This is a genomic window from Nostoc sp. ChiSLP03a, assembly GCF_034531215.2.
Classification (GTDB): Bacteria; Cyanobacteriota; Cyanobacteriia; order Cyanobacteriales; family Nostocaceae; genus Nostoc.
The window spans coordinates 1-19,529 of the sequence record NZ_JAVRBQ020000158.1; the positions used below are offsets into that span (position 1 = coordinate 1).

General features: G+C 43.0%; 17 protein-coding genes and 1 pseudogene. 10 read left to right on the forward strand and 8 right to left on the reverse strand.

Features of this window, described 5'->3' with window-relative positions:
• Together RMY32_RS26840 and RMY32_RS26845 are read left to right on the forward strand one after the other, a co-directional pair.
• Nucleotides 1–117, forward strand: a pseudogene (locus tag RMY32_RS26840) (IS630 family transposase); the annotation flags it as partial.
• A gap of 709 nt (nt 118–826) precedes the next feature.
• On the forward strand, nt 827–1,702 hold the full coding sequence (locus tag RMY32_RS26845) for a M48 family metallopeptidase (protein WP_322710462.1): 876 nt from the start codon (nt 827–829) through the stop codon (nt 1,700–1,702).
• Nucleotides 1,703–1,965: 263 nt separating this feature from the next.
• Here the strand turns inward: RMY32_RS26845 and cimA are convergent, their stop codons facing one another.
• A complete protein-coding gene (gene cimA / locus RMY32_RS26850) occupies nt 1,966–3,657 on the reverse strand; it encodes a citramalate synthase (protein ID WP_322710425.1) in 1,692 nt (563 codons plus the stop codon).
• Between the two features lie 75 nt (nt 3,658–3,732).
• Between cimA and RMY32_RS26855 the strand changes: the two genes are divergently transcribed.
• The 6 genes from RMY32_RS26855 (at nt 3,733) to RMY32_RS26880 (ending at nt 10,708) form a co-directional block, all read left to right on the forward strand.
• A complete protein-coding gene (locus tag RMY32_RS26855) occupies nt 3,733–4,098 on the forward strand; it encodes a 2Fe-2S iron-sulfur cluster-binding protein (protein ID WP_322710427.1) in 366 nt (121 codons plus the stop codon).
• Complete coding sequence (locus RMY32_RS26860) at nt 4,091–4,480, forward strand: hypothetical protein (protein ID WP_322710428.1); 390 nt, start codon at nt 4,091–4,093, stop codon at nt 4,478–4,480. The genes RMY32_RS26855 and RMY32_RS26860 overlap by 8 nt, the downstream gene beginning before the upstream one ends.
• Before the next feature lie 139 nt (nt 4,481–4,619).
• Nucleotides 4,620–6,638, forward strand: coding sequence for a glycine oxidase ThiO (thiO, locus tag RMY32_RS26865; protein ID WP_322710429.1), 2,019 nt, complete (start codon nt 4,620–4,622; stop codon nt 6,636–6,638).
• Between the two features lie 236 nt (nt 6,639–6,874).
• Entirely contained in the window at nt 6,875–7,054 is a 180-nt protein-coding gene (psb34, locus tag RMY32_RS26870; protein WP_322710430.1) for a photosystem II assembly protein Psb34, read from the forward strand.
• A 266-nt stretch (nt 7,055–7,320) separates the two neighbouring features.
• The gene (locus RMY32_RS26875; RefSeq protein WP_322710431.1) at nt 7,321–9,534 is read left to right on the forward strand and encodes a tetratricopeptide repeat protein; all 2,214 of its coding nucleotides are present in this window, start codon (nt 7,321–7,323) and stop codon (nt 9,532–9,534) included.
• Between the two features lie 454 nt (nt 9,535–9,988).
• A complete protein-coding gene (locus RMY32_RS26880) occupies nt 9,989–10,708 on the forward strand; it encodes a choice-of-anchor K domain-containing protein (protein ID WP_409884074.1) in 720 nt (239 codons plus the stop codon).
• 231 nt (nt 10,709–10,939) lie between these two features.
• On the opposite strand, the gene RMY32_RS26885 is transcribed toward RMY32_RS26880, so the two are convergent.
• The 3 genes from RMY32_RS26885 to RMY32_RS26895 all read right to left on the reverse strand — a co-directional run bounded on the left by RMY32_RS26885 (nt 10,940) and on the right by RMY32_RS26895 (nt 13,817).
• Nucleotides 10,940–12,064: a site-2 protease family protein gene (locus RMY32_RS26885; protein ID WP_322710434.1), complete on the reverse strand. Its 1,125-nt coding sequence runs from the start codon at nt 12,062–12,064 to the stop codon at nt 10,940–10,942.
• 608 nt (nt 12,065–12,672) lie between these two features.
• Nucleotides 12,673–13,335, reverse strand: a complete 663-nt coding sequence (locus tag RMY32_RS26890) for a DJ-1/PfpI family protein (RefSeq protein WP_322710436.1) — start codon at nt 13,333–13,335, stop codon at nt 12,673–12,675.
• A gap of 62 nt (nt 13,336–13,397) precedes the next feature.
• The gene (locus RMY32_RS26895) at nt 13,398–13,817 is read right to left on the reverse strand and encodes a DUF6220 domain-containing protein (protein WP_322710438.1); all 420 of its coding nucleotides are present in this window, start codon (nt 13,815–13,817) and stop codon (nt 13,398–13,400) included.
• 201 nt (nt 13,818–14,018) lie between these two features.
• On the opposite strand from RMY32_RS26895, the gene RMY32_RS26900 reads away from it, so the two are divergent.
• Nucleotides 14,019–14,681 carry a LuxR C-terminal-related transcriptional regulator gene (locus RMY32_RS26900; protein ID WP_322710440.1) on the forward strand — a complete coding sequence of 221 codons (663 nt, stop codon included), beginning with the start codon at nt 14,019–14,021 and terminating at the stop codon, nt 14,679–14,681.
• On the opposite strand, the gene RMY32_RS26905 is transcribed toward RMY32_RS26900, so the two are convergent.
• The 4 genes from RMY32_RS26905 to RMY32_RS26920 form a co-directional block, all read right to left on the reverse strand.
• A complete protein-coding gene (locus RMY32_RS26905) occupies nt 14,673–14,882 on the reverse strand; it encodes a hypothetical protein (protein ID WP_322710441.1) in 210 nt (69 codons plus the stop codon). The genes RMY32_RS26900 and RMY32_RS26905 overlap by 9 nt on opposite strands.
• Nucleotides 14,883–14,887: 5 nt before the next feature.
• Nucleotides 14,888–15,469 carry a Uma2 family endonuclease gene (locus RMY32_RS26910; protein ID WP_322710443.1) on the reverse strand — a complete coding sequence of 194 codons (582 nt, stop codon included), beginning with the start codon at nt 15,467–15,469 and terminating at the stop codon, nt 14,888–14,890.
• On the reverse strand, nt 15,466–15,702 hold the full coding sequence (locus RMY32_RS26915) for a hypothetical protein (RefSeq protein ID WP_322710444.1): 237 nt from the start codon (nt 15,700–15,702) through the stop codon (nt 15,466–15,468). Before RMY32_RS26915 ends, RMY32_RS26910 begins: the two co-directional genes overlap by 4 nt.
• Nucleotides 15,703–15,960: 258 nt before the next feature.
• A complete protein-coding gene (locus RMY32_RS26920) occupies nt 15,961–17,673 on the reverse strand; it encodes a bifunctional diguanylate cyclase/phosphodiesterase (protein WP_322710445.1) in 1,713 nt (570 codons plus the stop codon).
• A 1,103-nt stretch (nt 17,674–18,776) separates the two neighbouring features.
• On the opposite strand from RMY32_RS26920, the gene RMY32_RS26925 reads away from it, so the two are divergent.
• Nucleotides 18,777–19,529, forward strand: a complete 753-nt coding sequence (locus RMY32_RS26925; protein WP_322710464.1) for an SDR family oxidoreductase — start codon at nt 18,777–18,779, stop codon at nt 19,527–19,529.

A 19,529-nucleotide genomic window follows, 5' to 3' on the forward strand; every position in this document is an offset into this window, starting at 1 on the left:
GAGCTTAACAAAATTGAGCGATGTTGGTCATGGTTAAAAAGCCGAATTCGTAAGCAAATAATTCAATTTGGCTGTCTGAGAGATGCGATGGAAGCTGTGCTTCACACAGCGGCTTAACCGCCTTGGCGGTTGCTATATCACCACTTTGTTTAATTTCATTGAGGAGAGCTACTTTCAGTTGAGATAGCTTTGATTTTTGATCGGCAAGCATAAGTTTAAGAAACTTCTCGCGATTTACATTGTCAAGATTGCCGCCGTTGCTGCATTTATCTTCGTAGTTGGCAAAAGCTGAATTTGGGCTAGTCATCACCAGTGCTGGAATGTTGGTAGACAAAGAGGCGTGCCCACTTGTTGCCGCTAATGCGAGAACACATAAAGTTAAAGTACAAAAATCAAAGCGCATTCAATTCTCCAAGCGTGAATTAGTGTGTCCAATCAAGATTAACTGCAACGGACACTAAAGGAGAGGGTTTGCTTGGTAGACGTATGCAGAAAAGGGGTGACTTCGATATCAACTATGACCAAAGAGGGGGGAAGGGAAAGGGTACAAGCCCCTGTTTTTAAACATGGAGAAGGAAAAAGATGTATTTCGAGATACGTAGTACGAGAAATACAGCGTCCTCGCCTCGTATCAAGCTCCTAACTTTAGTTATGGAATTCCCTTTAACCTTTTCCCTGCCCGAAGGGCTTGACATGAGCAGTGATACCAAAGGTTACGAATATGCAAGAAAGGAAACCCCTAACTGAAATCGTTATACTAACTGTGGGAGGCTGTTTATCTATCCAGCCAAATTCCATAGTTGTGTTTTTTATAGCTTGTTGCACTATGTCTTTCTTCAAAACCCCGCTGATTGGTTTAAAAGCTGACTCATTTCGTCATCCATTAGACCTGGAAGCTACCAGAGCGCTCAAGCAGATACCAGGCATAGATATGTTGGTGCGAAATTGGCTCGGGCCAATGGCAGAGCAGGTTTTTTATGTGGAAAATATTGCCTCTAGCATTTTGGTGGGTGAAAAGCAACTACCCGATTTATACAAGCTATTGTTAGATGCCTGTAAAATCCTGGATATCGATCCTCCCCAGTTGTACGTTCGGCAACATCCGGCTCCTAACGCCTATACTTTTGCTGTGCGCGGTAAGCAGCCTTTTGTGGTGGTACACACTTCCCTGATTGATATCCTTACACCAGAGGAAATACAAGCAGTAATCGCCCACGAGTTAGGGCATCTCAAGTGTGACCATAGCGTTTACTTGACACCTGTAAATTTACTAATATTAGCTGCGGCGATTGTGCCCAATGTCGGAACCTTCGTGGCTCAAGCCATACAGGCGCAACTTTTGGAATGGGTACGTTGTGCTGAGTTTACCTGCGATCGCGCCGCATTACTAGCAACTCAAGACCCGAAAGTGGTTATGTCCGTGTTGATGAAGTTGGCTGGTGGTTCTCCTACCTTAGCGCCCCAACTGAATCTCGATGCCTTTGTTGCCCAAGCCCGCGCTTACGATGATATTAGCAAGACAGAACTGGGTGAAATGGTCAAAGCTGCTCGCACAGCCCAATTAACCCATCCAGTACCAGTACTGCGGGCGCGAGAAATTGACCGTTGGGCAAGCAGCACCGAATATCAAACTCTGTTGCACAGTCACGGGCTGAAGTCTAATCATGAAGTTGCACCCAAAGGTGGATGGCGCAATTGGTAGAGCTACTTTTCACAACGGCTTTTTCGCTATATAAGCAGAAAATTTTTAATAGATCGTGAGAAGCGATCGCTATTTGGCGATCGCTTCTTACTATCGAAAAACGCAAACCTTTTCCCTACACTACATACAATCCGGTTCGGATAAGTATTTTGAACTCAGAATTAGCTTTGGGGAAAAGGTTACTGGGTTTGGGTGAAAGATTTTTCTCCCCCTTTCCCCTTTCCCCTTTCCCCGAACCGTAAATACACTACATATCCCTTTTGTCAACTAGAAGCTTTTAAAGCTGCTTCTGCTTGGGAATGTAACAACAAACCGTATTCTAAGCCCTCCACCACTGCTTGATAGGAAGCCGCCAAAATATTGGTGGAAACCCCTACCGTCGTCCAGCGTTGACGACCATTGCCTGATTCTACCAACACACGAGTTTTTGCCGCAGTGCCCGTATGTCCGTTGAGAATCCGCACTTTGTAATCTGTCAAATCAAAGGTTGCAATCTGAGGATAAAAGTTCACTAAAGCCTTGCGTAAAGCTACATCCAAAGCTGCAACAGGCCCGTTACCTTCCGCCGCCTCCAAAATATTTTTGCCGTCAACAGCGACTTTGACTGTAGCTAGGGCATTGCTAGTTTCTTTTCCCTCAATCAAGTCGCAGTGGACTTGAAAACCTTTGACTTCAAAAAACTTCTGGCGGCCTCCCAAAGCTTCGTGCATCAACAGCACAAAACTGGCCTCTGCTGCTTCAAATTGAAATCCTTCACTTTCCAAATCTTTGAGACGCTGGAGAATTTCCCTAGCCTCTGCTTTTTGTTGATCCAATTCAATCCCAAAACTGCGGGCTTTGGCTAAAACATTGCTCAGTCCAGACTGTTCCGAAATCACAATGCGTCGACGATTCCCGACTTGTTCCGGCTGAATGTGTTCGTAAGTTAGGGGATTACGTTCTACAGCTGATACATGAATACCGCCCTTATGGGCAAAAGCCGAATGTCCCACAAAGGGAGCGTGTTCATCTGGCGCCAGGTTGACGACCTCACTCACAAAACGACTAGCTTCTGTAAGTTCTGTAAGCTGGTCTTCTGTGATACAACTGTAACCCGCCTTCAGTTGTAAATTGGGAATTAACGAACAGAGGTTAGCATTACCGCAACGTTCACCGTAACCATTAATTGTGCCCTGTACCATCTTTGCCCCTGCCATCACGGCGGCGATTGCGTTAGCAACCGCCATTTCCGAATCGTTGTGAGTATGAATTCCAATTTGGGGGATTAGGGATTGGGGATTAGGGATTGGGAATTGGGAAGAGTCTTTCCTAGTCCCCAGTCCCCAGTCCCCAGTCCCCAGTTCCCCAGTCATACTTACTACATCTTGAACAATTTGGCTAATTTCGTGGGGTAAAGTGCCGCCATTGGTATCACAGAGAACTAGCCATTCCGCACCAGAGGCGATCGCAACCTCTAATGTCTGTAAAGCATAATCTCGATTGTGCTTATAGCCATCAAACCAATGTTCGGCATCGTAGATAATCCGACGACCTTGAGAACGAAGGTACTCAATGGTGTCGCGAATCATTGCCAAATTTTCTTCTAATGTCGTCTTGAGTCCGGTTGTCACATGTAAATCCCAAGACTTGCCAAAAATCGTTACCCAGCGAGTTCCCGCAGCCAAAATATCCTGTAGCATCGGTTCGGTGGCGGCTGTGGAATTGGGGCGGCGAGTCGAACAAAAAGCAACAATTTCAGCTTGTTTTAGCGGATCTTCTTGGAGTTGCCAGAAAAATTGTACATCCTTGGGATTGGCACCAGGCCAGCCGCCTTCAATAAAGGGAATTCCCAGTCGATCGAGTCTACGGGCAATGCGTAACTTATCTTCTATCGATACAGATAGCCCCTCGCGCTGAGTGCCATCCCGTAATGTAGTGTCATAAAGCCAAAGTTGAGGTGAAGAATTTGTGGTCATAAAACTGGGACCGACGAGACAACTTTCGAGGCAATGTGTCAATATACAACAAAAAGCCAGTTTGGCAGTTTAAAAATGCCTAAAGTAATAGCTGAAGGTAAAACAATTGATTGCGAGCATGGAAGTAATCTCCGCAAGATTTTACTGCAAAATGGTATTAACCTCTACAATGACGATGCTAAGGTAATAAACTGTCGGGGCATTGGCAGTTGTGGTACCTGCGCGGTTAAGGTAGAGGGCAAAGTCTCAGCAGCGAATTGGCGCGACCCTGCGCGGCGTTCGCTTCCTCCCCATTCTCCTACAACAGACTTACGTTTAGCCTGTCAAACTCAGATTTTAGGCGATGTGAAAGTGACAAAGTTTGATGGATTTTGGGGACAAGGTTCTCGAATAGTGTGGACACCAAAAAAAGGTAAAAAGGAGTTAAGACAAGATGGGTAGATGGACACCCTTAATTTTAATGGCTGGAGGTTTAGCCATTCTGCTTGGTACATTACTAGGCATCAACTTTCCGATGGGCGTACAAACTGCTAACGCTCCTAGTGACAAGAAATCAGAAGTCCTGCCAGCTAATATCAATGTTAATAGCAGTGCTGGCAGCAAGAATGAAGAAACTGCAACCGAAGGAAACGAAACAACTCAAACAAACGAAAACAGGCGCTCTATTGTAGCCCCAAGACCTGACAACAGAAGTAACGTTGCCCAGAATTCTGCTGATGACTCAACTGACACTACAACAGACGGCAATACAAATTCTTCAGAAACAAGCACACCATCTAGCAATACAAATCAAAGCAACGAACCAATTCGCGCCTTGTGGTAACGATCAGATCCGTCTTCAGACCCGTCTTTAGTTACAAGTTATAAGTTATAAGTTATGAGTTATGAGTTATGAGTTATTAGTTATGTACCAATGACAAATGACAAATGACTAATGACAAATGACTAATGACTAATGACTAATGATTAGTGAGACTGTGATTATTGGTGGCGGCGTTATTGGTTTAGCGATCGCCATTGAACTAAAATTGCGCGGGACAAACGTCACCGTGCTTTGTCGTGACTTTCAGGCTGCCGCTACCCACGCCGCCGCCGGGATGTTGGCACCAGATGCGGAAAACATCGCTAATGAAGCAATGCTTTCCTTGTGTTGGCGATCGCGTGCCTTATATCCCGACTGGACGCGCAAATTAGAAGAACTGACCGGCTTAAATACTGGCTATCGTGCCTGTGGTATCCTTGCACCCGTCTTTGAGGAGGCAGGGGGGCAGGGGGGCAGGGGAGCAGGGGAACAGAGGAGCAGAGGGGAAAGTCTTTCCTCCTCATCTCCCTCATCCCCCTGTTACTGGTTAAACAAAGAGGCAATTCATCAATATCAGCCAGGATTGGGAGCCGAGGTAGTTGGTGGCTGGTGGTATCCTGAAGACGCCCAAGTTGATAATAAGGCTCTAGCTCATGTATTGCGGACGGCAGCTGAGTCTGTTGGTGTTGAACTCAAAGACGGCATTACAGTAGAAGCATTTTTACAGCAGCAGGGACAAGTGGTTGGCGTGCAAACCAATGCTGGAATAATTCGCGCCGCGCACTATGTTTTAGCTTCAGGTGCTTGGTCAAATGAGTTGTTACCGCTACCCGTGCTACCTAGAAAAGGACAAATGCTGAGTGTGCGGATACCAGAAATTTCGCCGGAATTGCCTTTGAAGCGGGTTTTGTTTGGGCAGGATATTTACATCGTACCAAGACGCGATCGCCTGGTTATTGGCGCAACCAGTGAAGACGTTGGCTTTATCCCCAACAACACCCCAGAAGGTATTCAAAAATTACTACAAGGTGCTATCCGGCTGTATCCCCAATTAAAGCATTATCCCATCCAAGAATTTTGGTGGGGATTTCGCCCAACCACCCCTGATGAATTGCCCATTCTTGGCACTAGCCACTGTCAAAATTTAACCTTTGCTACAGGTCATTACCGCAACGGAATTCTACTTGCGCCCGTAACCGCCGCTTTGATTGCCGATTTAATCTTAGAACAAAAATCTGACCCCCTACTTGCTGATTTTCACTATTCGCGTTTTCAGTCCAAGTCATCTACCTCCACCCCAATGCTGACTCACTCTGCTAATTTCTCTAACGGACATCACTCTGCTATATCTCCACTCCCCACGGATGCGATTAATCGCGTCTCTACCGATTCCCCATTGATTATCGCTGGCAAAACCTTCCAATCCCGCTTGATGACGGGAACTGGTAAGTATCGCAGCATTGAGGAAATGCAGCAAAGCGTCGCCGCCAGCGATTGCCAAATTGTCACCGTAGCAGTACGACGGGTACAAACCAAGGCTCCGGGACATGAAGGTTTAGCTGAAGCCTTGGATTGGACAAAAATCTGGATGTTACCCAATACCGCAGGTTGTCAAACTGCCGAAGAGGCGATTCGGGTGGCGCGTTTGGGGCGAGAAATGGCGAAATTATTGGGGCAAGAAGATAATAACTTTATAAAGTTAGAAGTAATACCTGACCTTAAGTATTTACTCCCAGATCCGATTGGGACATTGCAAGCAGCAGAACAACTAGTTAAAGAAGGCTTTGCAGTATTACCCTATATCAATGCTGACCCGATGTTAGCCAAGCGTTTAGAAGAAGTAGGCTGTGCTACAGTCATGCCTTTGGCATCACCAATTGGTTCTGGACAAGGACTGAAAACAACTGCCAATATCCAAATAATCATCGAAAATGCAGGTGTGCCAGTGGTAGTAGATGCTGGTATTGGTTCACCCTCAGAAGCCGCTCAGGCAATGGAATTGGGAGCAGATGCCTTGTTGATTAATAGTGCGATCGCTCTTTCTCCAAAACCAGCAGCAATGGCTCATGCGATGAATTTAGCGACAGTCGCCGGTCGTCTAGCATACCTTGCCGGCAGAATGCCTATTAAAGATTACGCCAGTCCTAGTTCACCTCTAACTGGGACGATTACTAGTTAAGGGGCATGGGGCATAGGGCATGGGGGACAAGGGGGACAAGGGGGAATTATTACAAGTCTCTCCCTTATTTCCCCATCTTCGTTGTCTACGTTGTCTCTTCTCAATGCCCAATGCCCAATGCCCAATGCCCAATGACAAATGACAAATGACAAATGTAACGATTTATCTAGCAGTTTAAGACCAGATTTAGCATTTATGTAACATTAAATTAACGATAAAGATAAAGGAATTCATTCATGCCCTATACCAATGAAGAAGGCGGTCTTCTGAATAATTTTGCTCGGGAACCAAAGGTTTATCAAGCAGAACCTCCCACAGAAGGGCAAAAGCGAACTTACATCATACTAGGAATTGCCGCTACAGCTTTGGTTGCCGGCTTGATTCTAGTCGCCTTCTTTGTTTCTAAGAGCAGTTGATCGTAAAACATTTTAAGAAAACTTCATCTTTTTTATAGTATTTCAGGTTCCGATTTTAAGAGGGGCCTGCTTTTTTATTTTTTGTTAAAATTGAACTAGGAATGAAAGTATATAATTATACTTTATTATTCCTACTATAATTAAAGGCTCAATATATCCCAAGCAGCACAACATCTACTTATTAAAAATCATTTTTATTATGACTTTAGCCCACTTGAATGCACCCAGAAAGGTGATATGTACTATGTTTTGGCTTTTTAGCCGCTATGAGCGTGAATGATACTGCACACAACAATAATTCTACTTGGAATCGGCAAGTATATCACCGCCTGAAACTTGCCTTAAGTCTTGGCTTACGACGACAAATTCTTTTGGCAGTTTGTGATGATTTATACTTAAGAAATCAGGTAGCAGCCCGTTTGCATTCTACATTGGCTTATCCTGTTGGACAGGTGCTATATCAATCATCAAATGCTCAGGAAAATAGCACTCCAGCTTATCCGCGATTAGTCACGTTGCGTTTGAATTTAAACGATCCCAATCCCATAATTCAGATTAATCAATGGTTAACTAATTACCCACCGCCAATTGTTGAGGCATCAAAAGATACTCCGGGAAGACCTTTTCCAGTACCAGCATTTCAGATTGTCGGCGTGGAACATCTTACGAAGCAACCAGTTGCAACACAGCGTTTATTTTTGCACTATCTCCGCTTAAGCGAACAATATTTCTCTACACAAGAATCCAGCCGATTCCTAGAATCTAATTTGCTTTTGTGGATACCACGTCCTTGGTTGTCGGCTATTAAGCAATCAGCACCACAGTTTTGGCGTTGTCGTACTGGCGTATTTGTGTTTGCTGGAGAACCCACACCAGCAACTCAGAATTTGGCCTATCCAGAACGTTTTTCACGTTCAGGAAGCTTGGATTTAGGGAATATTGAACAGTCGATTCTAGATGAATCAGCTAACCAAGCAGAACTCAGAACCGCAGCCACTGAGTTCAAGTTTGAGAATGATTCTGATTTTTCAGTAGAGATACAAGGGAATCGCGTACACCAAACTGAGGAAGTTCCACCATCAACAGCAGATTTCTTGAAGGCTACACCACAACAACAGGAATCTACAAATCGGTCTGGTAATGGAAGTAATAATCAATCGCTGTCATCTTTATCTCATATTAGCAGTGAGTTAAGGGAGCTAGTAACAGCAACAATTAATACAAGTGCTGCTCAAAATACAGAGAATTCCTTACAACCACAGCAGATTTTATTGGAGATTGAAGAATTACACGAAAAGCGAGTTTCGGAGGAGATACTGGCAGAGGCTTATCATCGCTTGGGTACTTTATACCGTCTTCGCATTGAGCAAGGAGAGGCAACTTTAGAAAACCTAATGGTGGCAATTATTGCCTATCAGGAAGCAATTAGCTATGACGAAAGCTCACCGCAACTCCCAGATATCTTGAATGATTTGGGTACACTCTACTGGATGCTATACCGCACACCACCCAATTCTGAAGAGGGACAAACTTATATAGAGCAGGCAATAGAATTTTATCAGTTGGCGTTAAAGATAATTTCGCCTCAGACACATTCGGAAACTTATGCTCGCGTACAAAATAATTTGGGGACAGCCTATGGTGATTTAGCTCGTTTCTCTCACCCAGCGGAAAATTGGCAGCAGGCAATTTTGGCTTACAGTGAAGCACTCAGCTACCGTACAGCTGAAATGGATTCATTAAAGTATGCAGCTTGCCAAAATAATTTGGGTACTGCTTACTGGCATTTAGGGCAATACAACCAACCGATTGTGCATTTAAAGAAAGCGATCGCAGCTTACAATGAAGCACTTAGACACTACAACCCGGAAGCAGAACCGCTCAAGTATGGCATGATTCAAAACAATATCGGTACTGCGTTTTGGAATCTAGCACAATACGAACAACCTGCCCAAAATCTCCAGCTAGCCATAGATGTTTATAGCGAAGCTCTCAAGTATCGCACTCCAGCTAATGTTCCCAGTGCCTGCGCTGCTACACAAAATAATCTGGGTACTGCCTACTGGCATTTAGCAAACCTATCTGAAACTACCAAAGAGGCACGGCAAAAATATCTGCAACTATGTATCAACGCTTATGAGGAAGCTATAGCTTTAGCTCACTCACTTAGCGGTACTTCTTTAAGTTTTGATTTGCTTGCCTCTCACAATAACCTGGGATTAGCACATTATCAGCTAGTAATAGATAAGTCTTTTAATATTGACAAAGCGACACGCTCTCAACACTTAGAAGTAGCATTAGATAACCATTTGCAAGCCTTAAACGGATTAAGTAAACAACCAGAGGCTTATCAAACAACCTTTGCTTATGTGGTGAAAACTATTCGTGCTTTTCATAATGAGTTAGGGATACAGGGACAAAATCTGGCTTTATCTAAAGTTCCTAGCCAGTTGTTACCAGAGATTTTGTCAAAATTATGAATTCCATTGCTCTCCATAGTGCGGAGAATGTCAAAAAACTGTAACTTCATATCAGCTTGACAATTTATTGGTAAGTCAAGTAAGGTAGCGATGTTTACGACGGGCTACGCCTACGTAATTGCCTACGTAATTACTAGACTTCTTGCATAAATCAAAAAAGAACCCTATTCGCTTTTGACTTACCTTAAAGTCTCCACTCTTGCTCAGAGGTAGTGTGTTAGGGAGATTTTGCAATAGGTTTACTGTTTTACTAATTACAAACTAGTGAAATATATTTTAACAACTCATAATATTAACTTCATAAATATAAATTATTCATTAAATTATTTTGAAATACACATAAATATTTTATAAAAAATACAAGAAGACATTGGCGTATTTTCCGTAAATTTACTAAGGTAGACTGAATACCTACTTGAAAGAAGCTCCAGAATGAACGTTTAAACCTAGAATTATGAAACTAAGCTTTGTTTTCGCTACTGCTATATCTAGTTTTTTTGTGAGTTCGGCCACAGGATTTAGTTTCTCTGGTCAAGCACAAGCTCTAACTTTTTCTGGCATCTCTAGTGCGACATGGGGAAATCCTATTCCAGGAATCAATGATACTAATCCCATATATACAGGTGTGGGAAGTAACACATTTACCTGGGGTCAAGCTGATTTGCCGCCAGGACTACCAAATAAACTAACCTCTAATGGAACTTCCTTTTCTGCGGACATTAACTCTGTATTCAAAATAGCTGATTTAACTTACTTTAATGGTAAGGTACGCACTGATTCAAGCGTTGGATTTGTACCTTTAAATCTCAATCTATCTTTCAGCCCACCTGTGGGAACCAGCCAAGTTTTTGACTTCAACTTGCGTTTAGTAAATACACTTAACGACCCAAAAGATCCTGAAAAGAGTGCAGACTTGGTATTTTTAGATACAAATTTGAGTAATCGCAATTTCACCTTTGGAAGTAATAAATATACCCTTGAGTTAATCGGTTTTAATCTAGACGGTCGCCAGATAAGTATTAAGGCTCTTGAACAAGCTACAACTACAACAGCTATTTATGCCAAAATCAAAACTATACCCGAACCTGCGTCAGTGTTGGGTCTATCATTGCTAGGGATATACCTGATATCTCGTAAAAATCCTTGGAACAGAAATACAGGGAATAGGGAATAGATATATACTAAGTTTTGTTCAAAAATTAAATAGGAGTGCTACATAACAATCCGATTTGATTTTTGAACTTATTTGCGGGGACAGATAAGAGGCAATAATCAAGAAGGCTCTTTCAATTGTACGGAGTTTTTTCATACAACCAAAAATTTGGGTGACAAAAATGTAGAGACGCGATTTGTCGCGTCTCTACAAGGGTTTAGCGTTTTTTGATATACGGGATGAATTGCGTCTTTATGCAGGGTTAGGTTGGGTTCGGTTTTGAAGTAGCTGGATAATTGCAGCTTTTTCTAAGATTCCAACTAGAACGCCATTCTCACGAATCACGGGAAGCACAGATAGTTTTTGTTGTTCGAGTAACTGCATGACTTCCAGCAGAGGTTGATCTGATTGGACTGTGGTAGATTCAGTAATTGGTCGCATGATTTCTTTAACTTGAGTTTCTGACCACAGTGCTGTAGGAATGGTTCTTAAATTATCAATTGCGATCGCACCTACTAATTGTCCATCATCATCAGTCACTAAGAACCGATGCCAGTTTTGCCCACTTATGACTTGCTCATCGGCAAACTCTCTTAAGGTAAGATTAGCAGATACAATCGGGCTGTCATGAGTTACAGCATCTTCGGCTGTCAAACCTGTGAGTTTTTCTTGGACTTTGGCAAATTGAGCTGAATTACCAGCATTTTGCAACAAGAAGAAGCCAATTAACAAGTTCCAGAAGTTACCGGAGTTGCCAAATAATAGTAGAGGAAGTACACCAGAAAGAATTGCTACCCAACCAAAGATTTGCCCGACTCGACTAGCAAAGGTTACACCTTTATAAGGATTACCTGTAATTTTCCAAACTAGGGCTTTCAGTATATTTCCGCCATCTAAGGGCAAGCCAGGAATCAGGTTAAACAGTGCTAACGCCAAATTAACCGAAGCTAGAACACCAAGAATTGCAGCTAACGGCCCTGATGCAGCAGTAGTAGTACCAATAGCTATAACGATACCGCACAATAGTAGGCTTACCATTGGCCCGGCGATCGCTACCCAGAAAGCTTCACCTGGAGTTTTCGACTCTTTTTCTAAGCTCGCCAAACCGCCAAATATAAACAGCGTGATGGATTTGACATCAATTCCCTGGCGAATCGCAACAAAACTGTGGCCTAATTCATGGGCGACGACAGAGGCAAATAACATCAGCGCTGTCATCAATCCTAGTACCAAAGCTAATCCCGCAGACAATTGGGGAAATTGTGCCGCCAGTCCACTGCTATAGCTCCAAGTTACTAAACCCAGAACTAAAAACCATGATGGATGGATATAGAAGGGAATTCCGAAGAGATTACCAACGCGAATTGTGCCATTCATGTCGTTCACCTTTGATTTCAGCTTCGAGAGGTTTGCTTTCATCCTTCTCGATGTCTTCATTGTAACGAAAGGTTAAGAGATTTTAATCTTGATGGCGGTAGTGGTGTCCGTCGGTAAAGGTGCGGTTATTGGGAATATTGAGAGCATCCAAATTCAGGAAGCAGGAGAAACGTTGGATCGCGTCGATAGCGCATCTCGATACATTTTTTTATGCTGATGCTGCTCTATACCCATAGCTTCTGTCTGAAATGAGGCGCTCAACAACCCTCCTAGTAATAAAAAGGACAGTCCACTGTACTCTCGCACGAGCCAAACATGAATAGACCTCTTGCATAAATCAAAAATAAGAAAGAACCCCACCCCGCCAAAGCTACGCTTTGTCTCCCCTCCCGAAGAGCGGGGAGGGGTTGGGGGTGGGGTGTTAAGGACTTTTGCAAGAGGTCTAATGAATAGTCCACCAAGCAGGATCGTTGAACTAGGCAACCCCAATCGTTAATAACTGAGCAATCAAGCAGAGGTTAAAGACGATTTAAGTCGTATAAAAACGGATTTGTATCCAACGTGTGAGAACACGTTCAATTTCCGAATTTGTGGTCATGTCAGACTGCCTATTTTACGTTTAAACCCAATGTCCCCGTAGCATATAACATTGCTTTATTGACTAACTCAGCCCCCGCTTTTTCGGGTGAACCGACATCGAATGGAGGAGCTGGATCGTACTCCATTAATAGTTGAGCGATCTTGGCGGCTTCTTCACCACAAAGGACTTCAGCGATCGTTAGACCAAAATCAATGCCTGCTGTAACCCCCCCACCAGTTATGCGATTTCGGTCAATCACAACTCGCTCCGTTCCGACCTCAACGCCCAACGTTGCGAGTTGTTCGCGCATCATCCAGTGAGTCGCCGCTCGATAGCCTTGTAGTAGTCCTGCCTTCGCTAAAAACTCAGACCCGCCGCACACAGAGGTGATGAACTTTGCCGTGCTCCCCTGTTTGTGGAAAAACTCAAGCACTTCTGGATCGTTTACTACTGCACTCTGTCCTAAACCGCCGCCGACGCAGATCGCGTCTAAAGGTGGGCAATTTTCAAAGGTGGTATCGGGCAAAATCTTCATTCCGTCATCGGTTTCGATCGGGTCTAAAGCTTTCCAGATGCGGTGGATCTGGACACTAGGAAGCGAATTAAAAACTGTCTGGGGCCCCACAATATCAAGTGCTGTCATGCCAGGATAAAGTACCAAACCAATAATATGTTTTTGTGAGTAAGTCATGAATCAATCTCCTGATGAAAGTTGCTATGAAATCTATCCTTAAAGAATTGAAAGTTAAGGATTTAGTCTTGGTTGTGGTTAGGAAATACAATGCGAAATGTTCGATGAACTAGGGTTGTAGAAATAGAGAATAAGGAAAAGCCGATAAGTGGATGGAAGACTGCTAAAGGAAAAGAAGTCTTCAAGTGAATTGTGAGAAATTGCAGTCCTAGCAGCACTGGAATACCTGCTGTAAGGCGCTGGACTCTTGAAGGAAACGGTATTAGAAACACCCATATCAACAAAATTAGTGAGAGTCCGCTATATCCTCGCACGAGCCAGATATGTAGGTTCCACCAATTAGAGTTGTAAAAGTAAGCCAGTCCAACACTGAATACTTGGATTGCTAAACAGAGATGAAGAAACACTACTGCGATAAAAAAACTAATTTTAATCCAGCGCCCGGATATCTGTGTATCATCAATGCCAGGATTTAGAGTCATGATTAAGTAATCCAAAAAAAGCAAATAAATTAGTCATTGGTCATTAGTCATTGATAAAGAGTTTTTTGGTACATACCTTGCAAGAGAGTGCCCAAAAAAACTAATGACAAATGACAAATGACAAATGACAAATGACTAAAGCTAAGATAAGTCTGGTTGCTATACTGCGCCTAGACCTCGAAAGGGTACAATTTGCCAATCATGATTGCCTTACAAACTCTGTTTCATGCAATTGCTCAAGCTAAAGATGAAGAGACGTTGCGATCGCACATACGCACCGAAATGAGTGAATATTTTTCAGCTACACGATGTGGGCTGTTTTTCTTTGCTCAAATTCCTCTAGCTAACAGCAAGCTCCAAAAAGCAGTGGAAACCGCATTATCACCCCAACACAATCCAGTTGCACGCTACTTGCTAGAACATCATGCCCCTGTTCATGAAGCTTTGGTAGTAGAACCGAAAACATGGAAGTTGATTTGTCCTCGTGCCGATCACTGGCACGTTATGGCAGGGCCAATTGTCAGCAATGGTCATTTAGTCGGCGCGGTAGGTTTTACTCGTCAGCAAGGAATGCCTGCATTTGATTCACAAAATCTTACAGATTTGAGTGCGCTTTGTTTGCATATTTCTACTTGGGTGGCAATGGCGCGGCAATATCCACTAATATTACAGACAGAGCGTTTAACGCCTCGTGAAATGCAAATTGCTGACTTGGTGGCTCAAGGGCAAACCAATGCAGAAATTAGTGCTGAACTTTGGATTACTGAAAACTCTGTCAAGCAAGCTTTAAAAAGGATGTTTCGCAAGCTTGAGGTTTCATCTCGAACTCAGATGGTTGCAAAGCTTTCCACAATTTCAAAATAGGTATTGCTGAATCAAGAGATAACCAACACCAGGTATTTGATCTCCTGGCAACTCTCCCTGCTGAAGTTGTTCGATAACAGGTTGTATATCATTCTGAATACTGCGATCTTTCTTAGCAAAGGTTTCAAGTTGTTGGTTTATCCAAGTCATTGCGATCGCTTCATCGGTTTCTATCGCCTGCTCTACTTGTGTTTTAGCCATTCAACTCAAACGGTTGAAAAATCAATATTTTCGTAAAGTTTTGCAATTTGAATTTGCAACTCAAAGGTACTCAAAGAAAGGGTGACAGATGGATCGTCGTATTCTGAAAATAGCCACTGATGAGCGGCTGTTTTAACATGATGCTCAACGTGTATGCGATATTGATCGATCAGTAAATATTCTTGGAAGGTAAGAATTTTACGATAGGCAACAAATTTCTCACCTCGGTCATAGTTTTGGGTGGACTTAGACAACACTTCAGCGATAAAGCAGGGGTTCACCACGGTATCTTTGCGTCCAGCTTGAAGTTCTAAGAGTTTAGGCAGAACCATCACATCGGGATAGGTATATAGGCTGGCACTGGGAATCCAAAGTCGTTGATCGGCATAAAAAGTCCGGTAGTCTTTGCCTTTTAGGGCAGATTTGAGCAAAATATACAAGTTTCCAGCAATATCATTGTGGTTGGGTGTTCCACCTGTCATAGGGACAATTTCTCCATCGCGGTATTCGTTGCGGATATCGGAGGCGATTTCAAGTTCCAGGTACTCTTCAACGGTGTAGTGTTTTGTCTCAGGTTGAGCAATCATGTCAGTTTTACCCCCAAGGCTTCAAGTTGTTGGTTTATCCAAATTGTGGCTGTCGCTTCATCAGTCTCAATCGCACGTTCTACTCCTGTTTTAGCAATTTCTAGCAGTTGTTTGGATTGCTCTCGCGCTTTGCGAGATGCTCTGACCTTTTCTGTGATTTTCTGGCGAGTAGATTCTTGCGGTAGCGCGATCGGAATGTTTAACAAATCCTCAGTGGAAATTGCCGGATACATACTGGCAGTCGTATGAAGATCGAGGATTTCGCAGACAATGGGCGATCGCAGTTCTCTATAAAACTAGCCTCACCTTTTACTACTGCAAATTTGCCAATAGATTTTAATGCGGCTAAACTCAGATAATTTTTTGTGTGGAAGCCCCGCTTCCACACAAAAAGAATCTCAATCTAGGTAGGTAGCGGTTTACAAGTATTCGGGTCGCCGCCGCCGAGATAGGTGCAAAATAGAACACGTTGTAATGGCTTAGGTATCGACTTATGCTGCAATTGTCTCCATCTGCTGAGAAATTTTCTGCAACATCGGGGTAATTAGATCGGCGGGTACAGGACAACTGAAGTAGTAACCCTGACCTTCATCACATCCCAGCATTTTCAGGTAGTCAAGCTGTTCTTGGGTTTCCACACCCTCTGCTGTGATGTTCAACCGCAGGCTTTTTGCCAGAGCAATAATCGCATTCGTGACGGCGGCACTATCAGGATTGGACGTGACATCTTGTACAAATGACCGATCGATCTTGAGCATATTCACAGGAAAGCGCTTCAAGTAGTTGAGAGAAGAATAACCAGTACCGAAGTCATCTAGAGCCAAGCATATACCCAGTTCTCGTAATTGTTTTAAGGTTTTAATTGATCGCTCCATATCAGCCATTAAGAAGCTTTCTGTCACTTCCAATTCCAGGTAAGATACTTGAAGTCCAGTTTCCTCAAGAATTTGACTGACGACCTCAACCAGATTTGGTAGTTCAAACTGTCGGGCTGACAGATTTACAGATATCCGAATTGGGTTAAATCCAGCAAGCTGCCAAGCACGGTTTTGGGCACAAGCAGTTCGCAAGACCCATTCACCAATTGGTAGGATCAAACCATTGGCTTCAGCAATGGGAATAAACTTTGTTGGAGAAACCAAACCTAATTTAGGATGCTGCCAGCGAACCAAGGCTTCCATAGCTGTAATTTGTCCGCTGTGTAAATCAATTAAAGGTTGATAATAAACCAGCATTTCATTGCGCTCAAGCGCTCCACGTAATTCATTTTCTAAAGTTATTCGCTCCTGCAACTGAGCATTAATTTCCGGCGAATAGAATTGGTATTTGCTACGTCCTTGCTGCTTGGCCTGGTACAGTGCGATATGAGCCTGTTGCAAAAGTTGATCTACGCTATTACGCTCATTTATTCCATTAATTGTGATGCCAATGCTGGCGGTGATATGAATCAAGTTACCCTGTATAGAAAAAGGTTTGCTCAGGGTACTTAATACCATCTGAGATAGCTTAATCACACTTTCAAAAGAAACAATGTCTATACGAGCAATGGCAAATTCATCTCCACTCAAATGGGCAAGAATATCTGTTTGTGTCATACAAAGTGATAACCTCTGAGCGACTGCTCTTAACAACAAATTTGTTGTTTCATGCTCCAAACCATGACTCATAGCAGTGAAATCATCAATACCCAATAAAAAGACTGCTACAAAGCGCTGATTATTTTCAGGTTGAGATAGAGTCTCATGGAGGCGATCGCGAAATAAATCGCGATTGGGCAATCCAGTTAGATCGTCATAATTACTGATGTAATGAATTAATTCATCTAATTTGTAAAGAGTTTGTGAAGTATCCGCCATCAATGTACCGGCTTCATCAGCAAAATCTGTGGGCAATTCAGGTAAGGTTTTGGTGTTTAGATAATTTTGCAATGCCACAGATGTCAAAATAACCGGTTTGAGCAGGTGGTGTAGTGCGTAGAGAGTGGCGGCTGTACCCGCTAAAGTAGCCAACAGAGCAATAAGCATCACTCGAATCGCCATCTCCAAGGAATAGGAGTTTGAGATAACGAAACTCAAGAGTAAGCTTAGAAGTGGTATATGAGTACCCAAAAATGCCACCAACATGATTTTAGCGGTGTAACTTTTTTTGAGTAATGGAAAACTATCTAGAAACGAGTATAGATTAAGCTTGTGATTGAGCTTCATAGATTTTGTTTGATAGTTGGTAAATTAGTTCCGAGCTATTCTGATAAAAAAGTATTTTTAATTCACATTCCAGTAAAATTAGCTCTCATGGAACCCAACCCTGACAAGGTTATATATTATGCTTCCCAATTTAGACTCTTACTTAATATGCATTACGATAAAGTTTCTGTAAAACTTATTCCACAAGCAATTGAATAATCAGAACTTTATTAAGTGTTACACTGTCAGTAGTTATATAAGTTTAATATGAAGCTATAAGAAAAAGTTTTGTAATGCGATTTTATTGAAAGGACGGACTAACTTTTATTTAAGTTAATTTTATCGAGCTAAATATAAGCATTATTTTTCTATCACTTTTAGCACACAAAAATAAGAAACACTTGATTTTTTTGGTCTTATGGATAGCACCTTTTATTCGACTAATCAATGCAATTAGTGTTATAAATACAATCAAAAAAAATGCAAACCTATAAAGACCCTGGACTAAGATTTTAGTAAATTAAAGAAGCGGAATAAAGTTTCCTTATTAGCAAAGGTAGCATAGAGACTCAGACAGGAATGGTACTAAGAAAAGATACAGCCCTTGATCTGACTGGTTAAGAGTTTCTAGGCTCTTAACTCATTCTTGTCAGCTCCGCCTCCAGTAGCTTGACAAGAGGCAGAAGCCCACTTTAAATATATTCCCAGCCTCCAGGCTGGGAACAAGACAACACAAACCTTTGGGCTTTACAAGCGTGCCATTCGGCTCCGACAGTTAATGCCGATCGCCTCAGTTAGCTTTATAAGGGATGCTCCCAGATAATCCTTGCGCCAAAACATATGCAAAGCTTGCTCTAAAGCTTCGTCATTATCGAAAGCGCAAGGAAATCCTTGCGACTTAATTAGATTTTTCCGTTTTCATACCTATAAGTATAAAACTTCCTTGACACCAAGACTTAATCAAGAGATACTTTTTGTATCGATTGGTAAATAAGCATTTAGTTGGTAACTATTATGCCCACCAAAGCACCTGATGCCAGCCATTTGATCGATGGTGGGTTTACAGCTTGAACGATATGCGATCGGACTCGCAATCACTAAACCTTATTCAAAAGAACATCGTCATGTCACAAAAGCTCTTAGAAAAAGTCGCGCTCATTACAGGTGGCACCAGCGGCATCGGTCTTGCGACTGCCAAGCGATTCGTCGCCGAAGGTGCATATGTTTTCATCACGGGTCGTCGTCAGCATGAACTTGATGCCGCCGTCAAAGAGATCGGTAAAAACGTCACTGGCGTTCAAAGCGATGTCTCTGTTCTTGCAGACCTCGATCGCCTTTACACCACGATTGAGCAAGAGAAAGGTCGCCTTGATATCATTTTCGCCAATGCTGGAGGTGGGGAACTTGCCCCGCTTGGATCGATCACTGAGGAACACTTTGACAAAACCTTTAACACCAATGTCAAAGGTCTGCTTTTCACCGTACAGAAGGCATTGCCTTTGTTGTCAGAGGGAGCTTCAATTGTCCTCAATGCTTCGATTACTTCTATTAAGGGCACCCCAGCATTCAGCGTTTACAGCGCCACCAAAGCCGCCGTACGCTCGTTTGCACGCAACTGGACACTCGACCTCAAAGAGCGCAAAATTCGTGTCAATGCCATCAGCCCTGGTGTCGTACCTACTGCTGGCTACAATCTTCTGGGACTAACTGAGGAGCAGGTACAGGAATTTATAGCAAGTCAGGCTGAGAATATCCCCCTTGGGCGGGTGGGTACGCCAGACGAGATTGCTAAAGCTGTTGTCTTCCTTGCATCAGATGACAGCAGCTTTGTCAACGGCATCGAACTCTTCGTCGATGGGGGCATGGCGCAGATTTGA